Source organism: Georgenia thermotolerans, from assembly GCF_009193185.1.
In the GTDB taxonomy this organism is placed as follows: Bacteria; Actinomycetota; Actinomycetes; order Actinomycetales; family Actinomycetaceae; genus Georgenia; species Georgenia thermotolerans.
Genome location: NZ_VUKF01000022.1, coordinates 31,301 through 48,003 on the forward strand (window position 1 = coordinate 31,301; position 16,703 = coordinate 48,003).

Genomic DNA, 16,703 nt, shown 5'->3' on the forward strand with positions numbered 1-16,703 from the left:
TGGTCGGTGGTCCCGCGGATACGGTGGACGCATGCATGTCGCCTCCTTCCCGGACCCCCCGCTGTGACGGCGACGGTCCTCATCTCCGTGCTCCTGGGCGGGCTGGCACAACGGGCCACCGGCATGGGGCTGGTGCTGGTCTCGGCACCGTTCATCGTCGTCGCCCTCGGGCCGGCGGCAGGCGTGCTGATCGGCAATCTGCTCGGAGTCCTCGCCAACGTGCTGGTCCTCGCCCGCACCCACCGCGCGGTCGAGTGGCGGGCGCTGTGGGCCATGCTCCCCCCGGGCATCGTGGGCGTGGGAGCCGGCACCCTGCTGGCGGAGCAGCTGCCGACGGCGTGGGCCCAGATCATCATCGGCGCGCTGGTGCTCGTGGCGCTGCTGGTCTCGGCCCTGGTCGCCCGGGCCCGGCACCTCGAGCGCGGACCGGTCCTCACGGCGGGCGCCGGAGCGGCGTCCGGGGCGATGGCGGCACTCGCCGGGATCGGCGGCCCTGCCATGGCCGTGCTACGCACGCTGACACGTTGGGACCACGCCAGCTTTGCCGCCACCTTGCAGCCGTTCTTCATCGGGACATCCAGCGTCGCGGTGTTCGCTCGTGTGACGGTTGACCCAGGGGCGTGGCCGGACCTGGGATGGGGATGGCTCGCGATCGCCTTGGCGATGGTGCTGGGAGTGGCGTTCGGCGACGTGGTGGCCCGGCGCCTGCCCGCTCGGGTGATCGGCGCCGGCATCACTGCCGTGGCGGCATTGGGCGCCGTGTGGTCGGTGCTCGACGGCCTCACCGCCCTCTGAGCGACCGGGCTCCCGGACAGGTAGGACCTGTCCGGGAGCGGTCCCGGCCGCCGGATCAGCGCCGGGCCAGCTCGGCCTCCTGGCGCGGAGCACCGACGCTCCGGACCGGCGCCGCGCCGTGGGCGGCGGCGGTCGCGGTCTCCGGCCGCAGGTCCAGCCGGCGCAGCAGCTGGGCGTTCGCGGCCACGACGATGGTCGAGGCGGACATCAGCAGCGCGCCGATCTCCATGGGCAGGACGAACCCGACCGGGGCGAGGATGCCGGCGGCGAGCGGGACGGCGGCGATGTTGTACCCGGCGGCCCACCACAGGTTCTGCTTCATCTTCCGGTACCCGGCGCGGGAGAGCTGGATGACGGAGAGCACCGAGCGGGGGTCGTCCGAGGCGAGGATGACGCCGGCCGAGGCGATGGCCACGTCCGTGCCGGCCCCGATGGCGATGCCGACGTCGGCCTGGGCGAGGGCGGGGGCGTCGTTGACGCCGTCGCCGACCATGGCCACGGTACGGCCCTGCCGCTGGAGCTCGAGCACCTTCTCGCTCTTGTGCTCCGGGCGCACCTGGGCGAAGACCTGGTCGATGCCCAGCTCGTCGGCCACCGCCCGGGCCACGGGCTCGGCGTCGCCGGTGATCATCACGACGTGGACGCCGAGAGCGTGCAGGGCGTCGACCGCCTCGCGCGACTCCTGGCGCACCTCGTCCTCCAGGGCCAGCGCGCCGGCCACCTGCCCGTCGAGCAGGACGTGCAGGACGATCGCGCCCCGCTCGGACCATGCCGCCGTCTGCGGCAGCGGCGCCAGGCCGTGCTCCGCGAGCAGGTTCGGGCCGCCGACGGCGACCCGGCGCCCGCCCACGGTGGCGGTGACCCCGACGGCGGTCGAGGCGGAGAAGTCGCTCGCGCGGGGCACGGTCAGGCCGCGCGCCTGAGCGGCGGTGGTGATCGCCCGGGCGAGGGGGTGCTCGCTGTCGGACTCCGCGGCCGCGGCCAGGGCGAGCAGCTCGTCGCGGTCCAGGCCGGTGGTCTCGGCGTCGTGCAGGGCGGGCTCGCCCTTGGTCAGGGTGCCGGTCTTGTCGAAGAGGACGGCATCGACCGTGCGCATACGCTCCAGCGCCCCGCGGTCCTTCACCAGGACCCCGGCGCGGGCGGCGCGCTCGGTGGAGATGGACACCACGAGCGGGATCGCCAGGCCGAGGGCGTGGGGGCAGGCGATGACCAGGACGGTGATGGCCCGGATGACGGCGAAGTCGGGGCTGCCGACGACGGACCACACGGCGATGGTGATCACCGCCGCGGCCAGGGCGAACCAGAACAGCCAGCCGGCGGCGCGGTCGGCGAGGAGCTGGGCACGGGTGGTGGAGGACTGCGCCTGGGCGACCAGCCGCTGGATGCCGGCCAGGGCGGTGTCGTCCCCGACGGCGTCCACCCGGACCCGCAGGGCGTTGTCCGTGGCCACGGTGCCGGCGACGACGTGGTCGCCGGTGGTGCGGCGCACCGGCCGGGACTCGCCGGTGATCATCGACTCGTCCACGTCCGCTGCGCCGTCGACCACCGTGCCGTCGGCCGGGATCCGTCCGCCCGGGCGGACGATCACGACGTCGCCGAGCCGCAGGTCCGCCGGGGCGACGGTGACGACCTGGTCGCCGTCGACCTTCTCCGCCTCGTCGGGCAGCAGCGCGGCGAGGGCGTCCAGGGCGGAGGAGGTCTTGGCGAGCGAGCGCATCTCGAGCCAGTGACCGAGCAGCATGATCACGACCAGGAGGGCGAGCTCCCACCAGAAGTAGAGGTCGCCCGCGAGCACGCCGAGCGTGGCGCCCCACGACGCGACGAAGGCGACGGTGATCGCCATGCCGATCAGCAGCATCATGCCGGGCTTGCGGGCCCGGAGCTCGGCGACGGCGCCGGTGAGGAACGGCCGCCCGCCCCAGAAGTAGATGACCGTGCCGAGCACCGGCGAGACCAGCGCGAGGCCCGGGACGTCCGGCAGCGAGTAGCCGAGCAGGTCGGCGAACATCCCGCTGAGCAGCACCGTCGGCACGGCGAGGAGGAGGTTGATCCAGAACAGGCGGCGGAACATCGCCACGTGGTCGCCGTGCCCGCCGTGCCCCGCGTGCCCGCCGTGCCCCGCGTGGGCGTCCTGACCCGCGTGGGCGTCCTGACCCGCGTGGGCGTCGTGACCCGCGTGGGCGTCGTGTCCGGCGTGGGTGTCGCTCTCGACCGCGGACGCGGGCCCGCCGTGGCCGCTGTGCCCCGGGTGGCCGTCGTGGCGGCCGGTGCCGTGAGCGTCGTCCGTGTGGCGTTCCTGCGGGTGCCGATCCGGCGTCCTCATCGTCGTCCCTCTCCGTCGTCGATTCATACCCTCTAGGGGTATCACGGTGCCGCAACCGCTACGACCCTGCGGACATTCCCGAACATGGCCAGAGCCCACCCCAGAGGCATTACTCAGCCCCCATCGACCACACCGCCGGCCACGGCGGCGACCAGCCCCACCTGCGCCCCACCCCACACCCAGACGTGCGCCGCGGCGAGCGGCGCGGCAGGCGGCGCCCAGCACGCCCGCCCAGCGCCGGGCAGGAGATCGCTTGCGAGAATACCCCCCACCCGTATACGTTGACGCCACTGATAGTAGTACCCCATGGGGGTATATCTAGAACGAAGGGAACACGGCCATGAGCCTCATCAATCTCCAGTACCAGGTGTCCGGCATGACGTGCGGACACTGCGAGATGTCCGTCCGCGAGGAGGTCGGTCAGATCGCGGGCGTGGAGCAGATCGACGTCAGCGCGCAGACCGGCACGCTCGTGGTGACCGCCAGCCGGCCGGTCGACGACGCCGCCGTGCTCGCCGCGGTGGACGAGGCCGGCTACACCGCGGTGCGCGCCTGATGAACGCGCCCGCACGGATCGGCCTGTACGCCGCCGGCCTGGCTGTGGTCTTCGTGGCCTCCGCCGCGACCGCCGGCGCCGTCGTCCCGGAGGAAGCGGTGCAGGCGTGGACCCAGTCGGCTCAGCATGCCGGCTCCAGCGATGACCACTGATTCCGCTTCCCAACGGACGCGCGCGGACACCCACCCGCACCGACCACCACGAGAGAAGTCACGAATGTCTGCATCTCCAGGCCAGCCGCAGGCGCTGGGCACCCTCATCGAGCTCGAGGTCGGCGGGATGACCTGCGCCTCCTGCGCGATGCGCGTCGAGAAGAAGCTCAACAAGCTCGACGGCGTCACCGCCACCGTCAACTACGCCACCGAGAAGGCCCAGATCAGCGCCCCCGAGGGCATCGACCCGGCGGTGCTGATCGCCGAGGTGGAGAAGACCGGCTACACCGCCGCCCTGCCCCGCACGGAGAGCCCCGACGCGGGCGACGACGCCGACGAGGAGGAGCCGGACGCCGAGCTGACCGCGCTGCGCCACCGGCTCATCGGCACGGTGGTCCTCGCGGTCCCGGTCATCGCGATGGCGATGGTCCCGGCGCTGCAGTTCACCTCCTGGCAGTGGGCCTCCCTGGCCCTGGCCGCCCCGGTGATCGTCTGGGCCGCCTGGCCCTTCCACAAGGCGGCGTGGACGAACCTGCGGCACGGCGCCGCGACGATGGACACCCTGATCTCCGTCGGCACGACGGCGGCATTCCTGTGGTCCTTGTACGCGCTGTTCCTCGGCACGGCGGGCACCCCGGGCATGACCCACGCGTTCGAGCTGACCGTCGCGCCCTCCGACGGCGCCGCCAACATCTACCTGGAGGTCGCCGCCGGGGTGACCATGTTCATCCTCGCCGGCCGCTACTTCGAGAAGCGCTCCAAGCGGCAGGCCGGGGCGGCGCTGCGGGCCCTGCTCGAGCTCGGCGCGAAGGACGTCGCCGTGATCCGCGGCGGGGCGGAGACCCGCATCCCGATCGGCGAGCTCGCCGTGGGCGACGAGTTCGTCGTGCGCCCGGGCGAGAAGATCGCGACCGACGGCGTCATCGTCGCCGGCACCTCCGCCGTCGACGCCTCGATGCTCACCGGCGAGTCCGTGCCGGTCGAGGTCGGCGAGGGCGACGCCGTCACCGGCGCCACCGTCAACGCCGGCGGCCGCCTCGTCGTGCGCGCCACCCGCGTCGGCTCGGACACCCAGCTGGCCCAGATGGCCCAGATGGTCGAGGACGCCCAGTCCGGCAAGGCCGAGGTCCAGCGCCTTGCCGACAAGGTCTCCGGCATCTTCGTCCCGGTGGCCATCGCGATCGCCGTCGCCGCCCTCGGCGCCTGGATCGGCGCCGGGTTCCCCCTCGACGCGGCCTTCACCGCGGCCGTGGCGGTGCTGATCATCGCCTGCCCGTGCGCCCTCGGGCTGGCCACCCCCACGGCGCTGCTCGTCGGCACCGGCCGCGGCGCCCAGCTGGGCATCCTCATCAAGGGCCCCGAGGTCCTGGAGTCCACCCGCAAGGTCGACACCGTGGTGCTGGACAAGACCGGCACCGTGACCACCGGCAGGATGACCCTGACCGACGTCATCGCCGCCGACGGCATCGGCCGTGCCCAGCTGCTGCGGCTGGGCGGAGCGCTCGAGCACGCCTCCGAGCACCCCATCGCCCAGGCCATCGCCAAGGCCGCCACTCAGGAGGTCGGACCCCTGCCGACGCCGGAGGACTTCGCCAACGTCGCGGGCAAGGGCGTCCAGGGCATGGTCGAGGGTCACGCGGGCCTCGTCGGACGGGAGTCCCTGCTCGCCGACTGGGGGCAGCACCTCACCCCCGATCTGGCCGCCGCCAAGGCCGACGCCGAGGCGCGGGGTCGAACCGCCGTGGTGGTCGGTTGGGACGGTCAGGCCCGCGGCGTGCTCGTCGTGGCGGACACCGTGAAGCCCACCAGCGTCCAGGCGGTCCGCCAGCTCAAGGCCCTCGGACTGACCCCGGTCCTGCTCACCGGCGACAACCGCGCCGTCGCGGAGCAGATCGCCGCCGAGGTCGGCATCGACCAGGTCATCGCCGAGGTCCTGCCCCAGGACAAGGTCGACGTCATCACCCGCCTGCAGGGCGAGGGCAAGGTCGTCGCGATGGTCGGCGACGGCGTGAACGACGCCGCCGCGCTCGCCCAGGCCGACCTCGGCCTGGCCATGGGCACCGGCACCGACGTCGCGATCGAGGCTGCCGACATCACCCTCGTCCGCGGTGACCTGCGCAGCGCGGCCGACGCCATCCGGCTCGCCCGCAAGACCCTCGGCACCATCAGGACCAACCTGTTCTGGGCCTTCGCCTACAACACCGCCGCGATCCCGCTCGCCGCGCTCGGGCTGCTCAACCCCATGCTCGCCGGCGCCGCGATGGCCTTCTCCAGCGTCTTCGTCGTCGGCAACAGCCTCCGCCTGCGCTCCTTCACCAGCCGGGCGGTCGCCCCCCAGCCGTCCCCGGCCAGGACCCGCGCCCGCGTGGCCCAGCCGGTCGGCGCCTGAGCCCGCCCGGGACGCCGCCACGTCCTGAACCCACCCGGACCGGTGCTGCCCGCCTTGAGGCACGATGTGCACAGCGGGCAGCACCGGTACCGCACACCGGCTCCCCCTCCCGCCCGGCCCCGCCCTGCAAGGAGCATCACCATGACCGACACCCTCGAGCCAACCCCGGACCACGGCGCCGAGCACCACTCGCACGGCTACATCAGCGACAAGAAGCGCTACCTCGCCCGGCTCAAGCGCATCGAGGGCCAGGCCCGCGGCATCCACCGCATGGTCGAGGAAGAGCAGTACTGCATCGACATCCTCACCCAGATCAGCGCCCTGACCAGCGCCCTCGAGGGGGTGGCCCTCGGCCTGCTCGACGACCACCTCAAGCACTGCGTCGTCGACGCCGCCAAGCTGGGCGGCGAGGCCGCCGACGTCAAGATCAAGGAAGCCTCCGACGCCATCGCCCGCCTGGTCCGCTCGTAGGCGGCACCGCGGCCCGACACGCATGCACCCAACCTGCTCGATGACCTCTCACCGCTCCGCCGGCTTGCGATTGCAGGCCGCCATCGGAATGCGGCGGTTAACTGCTGAAACGAGCGACTTCAATCCATGTGGGAGACATCGGCCGGATCGTCCTGGCGCCGGTGCGGGGCACCGGGCCGGACACCCGCACCTTCCTCACGTTGCTCCTGCTCGACAAGGCGGGGCGCCGGCTGCTGCGCCTGGGCTCGGACCTGTGGCAGCCGGCCGACCTGACCGCTCTCGCCGGGTCGCTGGGACTGCGCCCCGAGGTGCTCGAGCGGCCCGTCACCCTCAAGGAGCTCGGCGCCGCCTACCCGGGCGCGGCCACGTGGCTGCAGCGCCACCCGCAGGCCGGTGCGGCTCTCATCACCGCCGCAGTCGTAGTACTGGCTGCCGCGGGGGTTGCCGCCTACCACCAGTCCTGAGGACGCGCCAGGCTCCCTGTCGCCGCCCCACCACGGCCCTCCCCCACCGGGATCGCCGTCACTGCTGCCTACCTCGCCTTACTGGTGCGGCCGTCCGGGCCGCTCACAACCGTAGTGTTGACCTGCCCCTTCGACCGGTCGCCGTCCGCGGCGCCACGGTCATTGCGGCGACAGGCCACAGCTGCAAGAACCCGGAGGACCGCATGACCGACGGCGTGGTGATCCACCTCGACGAGCCCGGGGAGGACAAGCACCGGGCAGTGCTGCGCAATGCTCTGAACCTGCTTCCGGAAGTGCCGCCCGGCACGACCGTGGAGGTCGTCGTGCACGGGCCGGCCATCGACCTCGCTCGCCCGGGCATGCCAACCTCTCATGCGCTCGCCCAGGCCCTGGCCGCGGGCGTCACGCTCCGGGTCTGCCGCAACTCCATGCGCTCGCAGGGTCTGACCGACACGGACCTCGTCGACGGTGCCGTCCCCGTGACGTCAGGTGTCGGTCACCTCGTCGCACGCCAGCGAGCGGGATGGGCCTACTTACGTCCCTGATCCCGGCAGGGGTTCCTACTCGCTCGCCATCTCCCGCAGCGCGAGATCGTCACCGGCATGGTCCCGTTCAACGCGCCCCTCTCAACACCGACGCAGGTCGACACAGAGGCCTCGCCGGTCCTGTTATTGACGGCAGATCATGCGCGGCCGCTGATGAGATCCGGCACCGCCTGCGCTGCGGTCGCCACGGCCACGAGCGCAAGCAGGACGGCGAACGCCACGGTGAGCCGCCCCGGCTGCAACCGCCTGGAGATCCGGGCCCCCGCGACCCCGCCGAGCATCGAGGCCACGGCGAACGTCGTCACCGTCGCCCAGTCCAGGCCGGCCAGGCTCTCCGCACGGCCGACAAGCCCGGTGACCGAGTTGAGCGCGATCACCAGCAGCGAGGTGCCGACGGCGACGCGCATCCGCAGGTGAAGGGCGAGCACCAGAGCGGGCACCACCGCGAAGCCGCCGCCCACGCCGAGGAAGCCGGTGAGCAGGCCGGTCACTGATGCCGCGGCGATGACGGTGAGCGCTCGGCGCACACCGTGCCACGAGCGCGGCGAGGCCGGTCCCAACCGGCGAGCCGGGCCCGGTCGGTCGGCCGGATCGGGATCCGATCCCATGCTGGGCGCGTCGACGGCGGCGTCGGAACCTGCCGACGCGCCCGACGGGCGACGTCGCGCCCTGCGGAGCATGAGCACAGAGACGACGGCGAGCAGCCCCGAGAAGGTGGCCATCAGAGCCGCCGGCTCGACGCCGGCCGACAGGCGCGAGCCGAGGAAGGACCACGCGGCACCCAGCACACCAAAAGCCGCTCCGTGGCCCCAGCTGATGTTGCCGGCGCGGGCATGGGAGATCAGGGCGGTGGCCGACGTCGCACCGACGATCACGAGCGATGCGGTGGCCGCCTCGTAGGGGGGCGTGCCGAGGAGGTAGACGAAGATGGGGACGGTCAGGATGCCGCCACCGCCGCCGAGCACCCCGACCACCGCGCCCACGGCAACGCCAATGCCAGCGGCCAACAGGGCGTCGGTCATGTGGGGACTCCTCTTCCGTTATGGCGGCGACGGTACGTCAGACGGGCCACCGGTGCGCTCCGCCGCCATGGCAGCGTGGCCCATACCGGTCATGAGTGGGGCGAGGGGACCGTTTGCGGTGGTCCCCGTCTCGAGATCAGGCAGGTATGACGCCGGACCAAGCCCCTTCCAGGATGCGTCTGACGTCATCACGCCCGGGCCGTGGGGCGCCCAGGGCGGTGACGGCGTCCATCACGAGCTCCGTCGCCTCAGCGAGGTCCGTGAACCGCAGGCCGTGGTCGCGCAGCGCTACGGGTCCTCCGAGCTCAGCCCGGAGCCGGACGAGCGCGGTCAATCCGTCGACGGCTCCTCGCTCGCTCTCGCCCCCGTTCAGTGCCTGGGCGACTGCCTCACCGGCGCTGGGGAACGCGGACATCTGGTGCGCCAGCACGTGCGGCAGGACGACGGCGTGTGTCTGGGCGTGCGGGAGGTCGTATCGTCCGCCCAGCACGTGACAGATCTTGTGGTGGAGGCCGGAACCCGCTGCGGCGAAGGCGGCCGCGGCCAGGTAGGTCCCGTACAGGCACTGCTCGCGACCGGGCAGCCCGAGCGGGTCCGCAGCGACCGCCCGCAGCCCGCGTGCGAGTGCACGCATGCCCTCGGTCGCGTGCAGGGCGTTGAGGGGGTTGGCGCGCGGCGCCCAGAGCGAGTCGACGCAGTGGGCGAGCGAGTTCAGGCCCGAGGCCACGGTCAGCTCCACCGGCAGTCCGAGCGTGAGCTCGGCGTCATAGATGACGGCGGCGGGCAGCACCCGAGGGTCGGTTCCGGTGGTCTTGCGGGCCGTCTCGGTGATCCCCCAGACGGGCGTCGCCTCGGAGCCGGCGTAGGTGGTCGGCACCGCCACCACGGGCAGGCCGGTGGTGAGGGCGACGGCTTTTGCCAGCCCGACGGCGGATCCGCCGCCGACGCTGACCAGGACGTCGGCGCCGCTCGCGGCGGCGGCACGGCGCGCCGTCTCGGCCTGCTCGGCGGGCACGTGCGGCTGCACCCCGCGCCACCAGTGGACGACGTCGAGCCCGGACGTGAGACGTTCCGCCGCCGCTCCCCCGGTGCTGCCGGTGATGACCATCACCCGCTGGGCGCCGATCCGCCCGACCTCGGCGCACAGGTGGCGTGCTGCCTGCCCGGTGCCGAACACCACCCGCTGGGCGTACGAGACATGGGTGAAGTCGATCGAACTCATGGCGCTCCTGTGGTCGTGACGCGGGCATGCTGTGCGGTCGGGGCAGGACCGGCGTAGCCGGCCTCCGCACTACGGCAGGATGGCGGGGTGGATCTTCGCCAGATCAGGTACTTCCTTGCGGTCGTCGAGGCCGGCACGTTCTCGGCGGCCGCGGTCGACCTGCACATGACGCAGCCACCACTGAGCACCAGCATCAACCAGCTGGAGAAGTCCCTCGGCGTCCGTCTGCTCGACCGCACCCCGCGGGGCGTGGTGCCGACCCCGGCCGGTGAGTACCTGGTCCGGACCGGCACGGATCTGTTGCAGCGGGTCGCCGGCATGGAGCGCCGGCTCAAGGGGATGGGCCGCGGCACCCAGGGCCAGGTGTCGATCGCCGCGGTGCCGGCGTACTCGTGGGCACACATGGCGGGACTGCTGACCGAGTTCACCTCCCGGGCGCCCGACGTCGACATCACCCTCATCGAGATGCCCTCACGCCAGATCATCGAACAGGTGCTCCAGCAGCAGATCGATGTCGGAGTGGTGGCCACCTCTGACGCGGCGCGCCTCCGGGACTCGTACGAGACGCGCCTGCACGTCGCCGCCGTCGAGCCGCTGCCCCTCGTCGCGGTCCTCCCCCCGCGGTACCAGGACGCTCCCGACCCGATCGACCTCGCAACGCTGCTGAACGAGGTGTGGATCGTCCCGCAGACAACCCCCGGGCTGCCCGGAGCCACCCGCATCCTCGAAGCCGTCTGGGAGGAGCTCGGACCACCGAGGGACGTCCGGGTCGTCTCCACCATGCAGTCCGCGGCGCCGCTCGTCGCCGCCGGCCTCGGCGTCGGTCTCATACCCGGGACCTTCGGCGCCGTGGCGCCCACGTCCGTGGTCACGCGCCGCATCCTGCAGCCCATTCCGGGACTGGAGGCGGTCATGCTCTGGAGCGCGACCGTGGAGGCGACCCCGGCCACGAAGATTCTGCTCGACGTCGCCGGGATCGGTGCGTCGACCACCTAGGCGCCCGACGACGGCACGCAGGCGATCGGGCGCACCGGGGACGCCGTCGCACCCGCGTACTTCAGAGGCGTCATGACGAACAAGAACTCGCGCGCGCGGGCGTCGGCGAGCTCGGCGAGCCGCAGGTTCTCGATGATGTGGATGCCGTGGTCGACGAGCAGCACCTTGTGCGCCGGGAGATCGAACAGCCGCCCGTTGGCCGGTGGGATGGCGTCGAACGCCGCCGTGTCCGAACCGACGGCGGACACGCCCTGGGCCGCCAGCCATTCCGCTGCCGAGCCGTCGACACCTGGGATGCCCGCGGGGTTGCTGAGATATCTCTGCGGCTGGGCGGTGAAGTGCTGTTCCCAGCCCGTGCGGATCAGCACCACGTCACCGGGCCGGATCGCCCCCTCACCCCCGACCAGCTGCTCGAGGTGGTCCGCCGTGATGACGAAGGTCTCCGGGCACACGTCCACGCCGAGCCATCCGGGCACGTCGAGCAGGAGGCCCCGGGTGAGGAACACCGGGATCGCCTCGGCGCCGTGCTCGGAGAAGCGGCCCCCCTCCTGCGCAACCGTGGCGTCGACGCCGCCGAACATCCGCCCGCCGCAGGAGTAGTGCGAGAGCGCGTCGACGTGGGTGCCGATGTGGGTTCCGGTCGAGATCAGGTCGCTGGCCGAAGAGGTGTTGTCGGCCCGGATCACGTCGCCGTGGCGGCGTTGGAGGCTGTGCTGGTACCCCGGGTGCCTGCTGGGGTGCGGCATGCCTGTGGTGAACTCGTGCGCGAGGTCGTAGGCCTGGAAGCGGTGGTCGACGTCGAGGAGCCGCGAGGCCATCTCGGCGTCGTGGGCGATGGTCAGCATGGCGGGGTCCTGATCTCCTCGTGGAGGACGGCGTCGAGATGGCCGATCGCCTCGTCGATGAAGTGGTCGGTAGAACCCAGGTATCCGTAGGGGTCCAGGGCCTGGGAAAGCTCATCGAGGTCGAGCAGCGCCGTGATGGCGGGTTCCGCGGCGAGGTGGGTGGCGAAGTCGGTGCCGCTGGCGCGGGCGGCCCGCACGGCGTCGTCGACGAGGCGGAACGCCTCGGTCCTGCCGACCTTGCCGGCGAGGGCGTAGACCACCGACTCCGACATCACGAGTCCACCGGTCAGCTGCAGGTTCCTGCGCATGGCCTCGGGCCGGACCTCCAGGTGCGCCAGGCTGTTGCGGAGAGCCTCGACGGCGCCGCCGGTGGCGAGGAAGAGGTCGGCGACCAGCAACGGCTCAGCCTGCCAGCTGCCCAACGACCGCTCGTGCTCCTGGACCAGGCCGGACTGCAGGGCGCCGACCAGCCCGGACGCCGCCTGGGCACACGCCACGACGGTCATCGCCTCGACCGGGTTGCGCTTGTGCGGCATGGCGGTCGAGGCGGGGCGGTCGTGGGTCGACTCGAACACCTCCTCCACCTCGGTCTGCATCATCAGGCCGATGTCCCGGGCGATCTTCGCCATGATCGGGGCGACGATCCCGACGGTGCCGGCGAGGTGGCCGATGCGGTCGCGGACGCTGTGCCAGGGCATCACCGGCGCGACCAGGCCAAGATCGGCGGCCAGCAGGGGGACGAGCTCGTGCCCCCGGCCACCGAGAGAGGCAAGGGTCCCGTTGGCTCCGCCGAGCTGGACCGCCAGGTCCTCGTTCCGTGTCCGGCGCAGACGGTGGACGAGATCGGCGACGCCGACCGTCCACTGCGCGGCCTTGAGACCGAAGGTCACCGGCAGGGCGTGCCGAAGGAAGCCGCGGCCGGCCATGACACTGCGACGGTGCTCGTCGGCGAGGCGCGCGGTCAGCGTGCCGACCTCGGCGAGCCAGGCGAGAAGGAGGTCGATCCCCTCGGCGGCCTGGAGCATCAGTCCGGAGTCGACGACGTCCTGGGTGGTCGAGCCCCAGTGCACCCAGCGACGGTGCGCCTCGGGCACGGCACTGGTCAGCGCCTGGACGACCGGGAGCGCGGTGGTGCCCGCCTGGCGGGCCCGCTCGGCGAGGTCCGCGACGTCGTACCGGTCGGACGAGCAGCACGCGACGATGGCGGTCGCCGCCTCGGCCGGGATGATGCCCAGGGCGGCCTCGGACCTGGCGAGGGCCGCCTCGAAGTCGAGCATGTGCTGCACCTGGCTGCGGGCAGAGAAGATCGCGCGCATGGGCGTGGGGGCCAGCACCTCGTGGGTGAGGGACATGTGGTTCGGCTCCTGCAGACGTGGGGCGGACCGGTCAGGCCCGCTTGGCTTCCTTGATGAGCCGGAACAGGTGCGCGCGCAGCTCGTTGAACCGCGGGAGCGCCTTGGTCTCGATCTGGTCCCGGGGCCGCGGGAGGTCCACGTCGAGCACCTCACGCACGGTGGTCGGGGTTCCGGACAGGACGATCACCCGGCTGGCCACGTAGATGGCCTCATCGATGTCGTGCGTGACGAAGACGACCGTGGTGTCGTACTTCTCCTGCACCGTGAGCATGAGGTCCTCGAGGTCGATCCGCGTCTGCGCGTCGACCGCGGCGAACGGCTCGTCCATGAGCAGCACGTCCGGCTGGTAGGCCAGGGCGCGCGCGATCGCGGCGCGCTGCTGCATGCCTCCCGACATCTGCCACGGGTACTTCGCGCCGGTGCCGGCGAGCCCGACGTTCTCGAGGGCCTCCGCCACGAAGCGGGCCCGCTCCTCCTTGGAGAACTTCCTCCGCAGGGGTAGATCGATGTTCTGCTCCACCGTCATCCAGGGCAGCAGGCTGCGGCTGTAGTCCTGGAAGACGACGGTCATCTTCGCCGGCGGGCCGTCGATCTCCTCGCCCTCGAACACGACGCTGCCGCTCGAGGGGTCGAGGAGCCCGGACAGGCACTTCAGCAAAGTGGTCTTGCCACATCCCGAGGGACCGACGATGGAGACGAACTCCCCGGGTCGGACCGTGAAGTCGATGTCGGCGAGGACAGAGCTGGCGGTCGGCCCCTCGCCGTAGCTCTTCGCGAGGTGGTGCACCTCGAGCACCGGCGTCGTCGTGCCAGAGGCGTCTCCGGTCCGCGCGGGCCGGCCGGAGACGGGCCGGGGTTCGCTCGTGAGGGTCATGTGAGTCATCCGTTCCGTGCGTTCGTTCGGAGGGCGTCCTGCCATCGCAGGACCCGGCGCTCGCCGACGCCGAAGATGAGGTTCGCGAGGAAGCCGATGAGGCCGAGGAGAAGGGTTCCTGCCCACGTCTCTGTCACGAGGAAGGTCTGCTGTGCCGTGAGCACGTAGTGGCCGATACCGGACGCCGACGCATACATCTCGCTGACGACGATGAGGATGATGGAGATCTGCAGGGTGGTGCGCAGGCCGGCGACGATCTGCGGGGCGGCGGCGGGCAGGACGACATACCGCACGCGTTGGCCGAGCGAGAGCCCGTAGGCCTTGCTCATGTCCCGCAGCTGAGGGTCGACGCCGCGGACGCCGTCCATCGTGTTCAGCAGCGTCGGCCACACGGCGCCCACGGTGATGATGGCGACCTTCATGCCGGCGTCGGTGCCCAGCAGGATGAGGCCGAGCGGGAGGAGCACCGGGGGCGGCAGGGACCGCAGGAAGTGCACGACGGGCTCCGCGGCGGCGGCCGCCCACCTCGAGGACCCCAGCAGGAGCCCGCCGGCCACACCGATCAGCGAGGCGATGGCGAAGCCGGCCACCAGGTTGCGCAGACTCGGCACGAGGTCATCGAGCCCACGCATGGAGAACCAGTCCCGGCTGAAGGTCTCGGTGATCGACTGCAGCGACGGGAAGTACAGGGACGTGCTGCCCGCGGACGCCGCCCACCACACGACGGCGACCGTGACGGGCAGCCAGGCGCGCAAGAGGATGACCCGTCCCCGCCGCCCGCGAAGGGGGCCGCCGTCCGACTCTCGGCGTTGGCGGCGCGCCGGCGCGGGGGCCGCGGCCTCCGTGACGGTCTGGTGGACCGAGGACGTGGTGTCGACACTCATCAGCGGAGCTCCTTGCGGTTCGACGGGTGCCAGCGCAGCATCAGGGCCTCGGTTGCCCGGAACGCGGCGTTGACCGCCAGGCCCATGAGGCCGGTGAGCACCACCAACGCGTACATCTGGGCGATCGCGTTCGAGCTCTGCGCGGCCACCAGCATCTGCCCCAGCCCCTCGGTGCCGCCGACCATCTCGGTGACGAACGCGATGATCAGGGCGATCGAGGCCGACACGCGCAGCCCGGGGGCCACGAAGGGCAGCACCGACGGCACCACGATCCGGGTGATCGTCTGCCACCGGCCGAGCTGGTAGGTCCGGGCCATCGACAGCGCGACGTCGTCGACCTCGCGGATGCCGTAGACGACCTGGGTCAGCACAGGCCACATCGCACCGAACACGATGAGCGTGAGCTTCATCTCCAGCGCCGGCCCCCACATGAGCAGCCCCAGCGGGATCAGGGCGATCGGCGGGATGGGCTTGAGGAACTCGATGACGGCGCTCGTCGACTCCAACAGGACGCGGCTGCTCCCGATCAGCAGCCCCAACGGCACGGCGACCGCGGCGGTGATCGCCAGCCCGACGGACCAGGAGAACGTGGTGGCACCGAACTTGTCCCAGAACGTGGCGTTGCCGAAGAGCGCCACGAACTCCCGGGCGACATCCGTCATCGCGGGGATCGACGAGCCGGGCAGCAGCGCGGTGCGAGCGCCCAGCTCCCACAGCGCGAGCAGTGCCGCGACGGTCGCCCACCCGACCGCGAGGTACGGCAGTCGACCCGTGCGACGGGGCCGGCGAGACCGCCCCGGCGCGATCGCGACGTCGGTCGTCACGGACGCCACGTCAGGCCCTCCGCGGCCGGAGCCTCGGGGATGAATCCGAGGTCGACCATGACCTGTGCGGTGGCGACCAGGTGGTCGTCTGTGAGCTGGCCGCCGTAACCCGGCAGCCGCATACCCGCGGCCACGTCCTCGGCCATGCCGAGGTCCTCGACCGCGACCTGGCGCACGGCGTCGGGGTTCTCCGCGGCGTACTCGCCGGCCTTCTCGATGGCCTCGACGAACTTCTTCGCGTCCTCCGGGCTCTCCTTGAGCCAGGCGTCGGAGGCGAAGAACATGCCGATGGTGGCCTGCGCGGGCAGCGCGGTGGTGTAGAGGTTGCCGATGTTGCGGGCGCCGGCCTTCTCCAGGGTGGTGTAGAAGGGCTCGACGACGACCACGCCATCGACGTCGCCACGCTCGAGAGCGGCCGCCATGTCGGGGAACGGCATCGAGATGAACTCGACGTTCGCCGGGTCGCCGCCGTCGAGGGCGATGGACTGTGCGGCCGCGGCGTGCATGGCGGCCTTGAGGGCGTTCACGGCCACCTTCTTCCCCTCCAGGTCCGACAGCGAGGTGATCGACTCGTCGGCGACGAACAGGCCGGAGAAGTCGCTGTCGGCGTCCTTGCTGGTGATGGCGGCACTGGCGATGCCGGTGACCGGGAGGTTCTGGGCCCGGGCGTTGAGGTAGCCGATGGTGGCGGCCTCGCCCACCTGCAGCTGACCGTTCATCACGGCCGGCACGATGCCCGCGGCGTTCTGCATCACCTGCGTCTCGACCGTGAGTCCCGCCTCCTCGAAGTACCCCTGGTCCTCGGCGATGTAGAGGGGCGCGTACTCGATGATCGGGAGAGTGCCGACCTTGATCGTGGTCGAGTCGGCACCGGATCCGCCCGTGGGCGAGCCGGCCTCGCCGGCGTCAGCGCCGGCGCTGCACGCTGCGAGGGCGAGTGCGGCAGCGACGACGGTGACAGTTCTGATGGCGCGCATGAGGTCTCC

The 16,703-nt window shown here is 72.0% G+C and carries 17 protein-coding genes; 8 read left to right on the forward strand and 9 right to left on the reverse strand.

Annotated elements, in window-relative coordinates; all coding sequences use genetic code 11:
- The first annotated feature begins 63 nt into the window (after positions 1-63).
- On the forward strand, positions 64-795 hold the full coding sequence (locus tag GD970_RS11775; protein WP_152203090.1) for a sulfite exporter TauE/SafE family protein: 732 nt from the start codon (positions 64-66) through the stop codon (positions 793-795).
- Between the two features lie 55 nt (positions 796-850).
- Here GD970_RS11775 and GD970_RS11780 read toward each other — a convergent pair whose 3' ends face one another.
- Entirely contained in the window at positions 851-3,118 is a 2,268-nt protein-coding gene (locus tag GD970_RS11780; RefSeq protein ID WP_211489687.1) for a heavy metal translocating P-type ATPase, read from the reverse strand.
- Between the two features lie 340 nt (positions 3,119-3,458).
- Here GD970_RS11780 and GD970_RS11785 point away from each other — a divergent pair, with 340 nt between their 5' ends.
- From GD970_RS11785 to GD970_RS21660, 6 genes are all read left to right on the forward strand, one after another.
- The gene (locus GD970_RS11785; protein WP_152203091.1) at positions 3,459-3,674 is read left to right on the forward strand and encodes a heavy-metal-associated domain-containing protein; all 216 of its coding nucleotides are present in this window, start codon (positions 3,459-3,461) and stop codon (positions 3,672-3,674) included.
- Complete coding sequence (locus tag GD970_RS21650; protein WP_155524108.1) at positions 3,674-3,826, forward strand: hypothetical protein; 153 nt, start codon at positions 3,674-3,676, stop codon at positions 3,824-3,826. The genes GD970_RS11785 and GD970_RS21650 overlap by 1 nt, the downstream gene beginning before the upstream one ends.
- Before the next feature lie 64 nt (positions 3,827-3,890).
- Positions 3,891-6,215 (forward strand): heavy metal translocating P-type ATPase, encoded by a 2,325-nt coding sequence (locus GD970_RS11790; RefSeq protein ID WP_152203092.1) that lies wholly within the window; start codon positions 3,891-3,893, stop codon positions 6,213-6,215.
- A gap of 141 nt (positions 6,216-6,356) precedes the next feature.
- A complete protein-coding gene (locus tag GD970_RS11795) occupies positions 6,357-6,686 on the forward strand; it encodes a metal-sensitive transcriptional regulator (RefSeq protein ID WP_152203093.1) in 330 nt (109 codons plus the stop codon).
- A gap of 128 nt (positions 6,687-6,814) precedes the next feature.
- Positions 6,815-7,150, forward strand: coding sequence for a hypothetical protein (locus tag GD970_RS21655; protein WP_170297187.1), 336 nt, complete (start codon positions 6,815-6,817; stop codon positions 7,148-7,150).
- A gap of 203 nt (positions 7,151-7,353) precedes the next feature.
- On the forward strand, positions 7,354-7,695 hold the full coding sequence (locus GD970_RS21660) for a DsrE family protein (RefSeq protein WP_170297186.1): 342 nt from the start codon (positions 7,354-7,356) through the stop codon (positions 7,693-7,695).
- A 137-nt stretch (positions 7,696-7,832) separates the two neighbouring features.
- Here the strand turns inward: GD970_RS21660 and GD970_RS11805 are convergent, their stop codons facing one another.
- Positions 7,833-8,717 (reverse strand): sulfite exporter TauE/SafE family protein, encoded by an 885-nt coding sequence (locus GD970_RS11805; RefSeq protein ID WP_152203095.1) that lies wholly within the window; start codon positions 8,715-8,717, stop codon positions 7,833-7,835.
- Positions 8,718-8,853: 136 nt separating this feature from the next.
- Complete coding sequence (locus GD970_RS11810; RefSeq protein WP_152203096.1) at positions 8,854-9,939, reverse strand: maleylacetate reductase; 1,086 nt, start codon at positions 9,937-9,939, stop codon at positions 8,854-8,856.
- A gap of 87 nt (positions 9,940-10,026) precedes the next feature.
- On the opposite strand from GD970_RS11810, the gene GD970_RS11815 reads away from it, so the two are divergent.
- A complete protein-coding gene (locus tag GD970_RS11815; RefSeq protein WP_152203097.1) occupies positions 10,027-10,935 on the forward strand; it encodes a LysR family transcriptional regulator in 909 nt (302 codons plus the stop codon).
- Here GD970_RS11815 and GD970_RS11820 read toward each other — a convergent pair.
- From GD970_RS11820 to GD970_RS11845, 6 genes are read right to left on the reverse strand one after another with little or no spacing between them, the layout of a single operon-like run.
- Complete coding sequence (locus GD970_RS11820) at positions 10,932-11,780, reverse strand: cyclase family protein (protein WP_152203098.1); 849 nt, start codon at positions 11,778-11,780, stop codon at positions 10,932-10,934. The genes GD970_RS11815 and GD970_RS11820 overlap by 4 nt on opposite strands.
- Entirely contained in the window at positions 11,774-13,132 is a 1,359-nt protein-coding gene (locus GD970_RS11825; protein ID WP_152203099.1) for a class-II fumarase/aspartase family protein, read from the reverse strand. The genes GD970_RS11820 and GD970_RS11825 overlap by 7 nt, the downstream gene beginning before the upstream one ends.
- A 34-nt stretch (positions 13,133-13,166) precedes the next feature.
- Complete coding sequence (locus GD970_RS11830; protein ID WP_152203100.1) at positions 13,167-14,009, reverse strand: ABC transporter ATP-binding protein; 843 nt, start codon at positions 14,007-14,009, stop codon at positions 13,167-13,169.
- A gap of 5 nt (positions 14,010-14,014) precedes the next feature.
- Complete coding sequence (locus GD970_RS11835) at positions 14,015-14,893, reverse strand: ABC transporter permease (RefSeq protein WP_152203101.1); 879 nt, start codon at positions 14,891-14,893, stop codon at positions 14,015-14,017.
- Positions 14,893-15,717, reverse strand: a complete 825-nt coding sequence (locus tag GD970_RS11840) for an ABC transporter permease (RefSeq protein ID WP_226925304.1) — start codon at positions 15,715-15,717, stop codon at positions 14,893-14,895. The genes GD970_RS11835 and GD970_RS11840 overlap by 1 nt, the downstream gene beginning before the upstream one ends.
- The gene (locus tag GD970_RS11845) at positions 15,714-16,694 is read right to left on the reverse strand and encodes an ABC transporter substrate-binding protein (RefSeq protein WP_170297185.1); all 981 of its coding nucleotides are present in this window, start codon (positions 16,692-16,694) and stop codon (positions 15,714-15,716) included. Before GD970_RS11845 ends, GD970_RS11840 begins: the two co-directional genes overlap by 4 nt.
- Between the last annotated feature and the right edge of the window lie 9 nt (positions 16,695-16,703).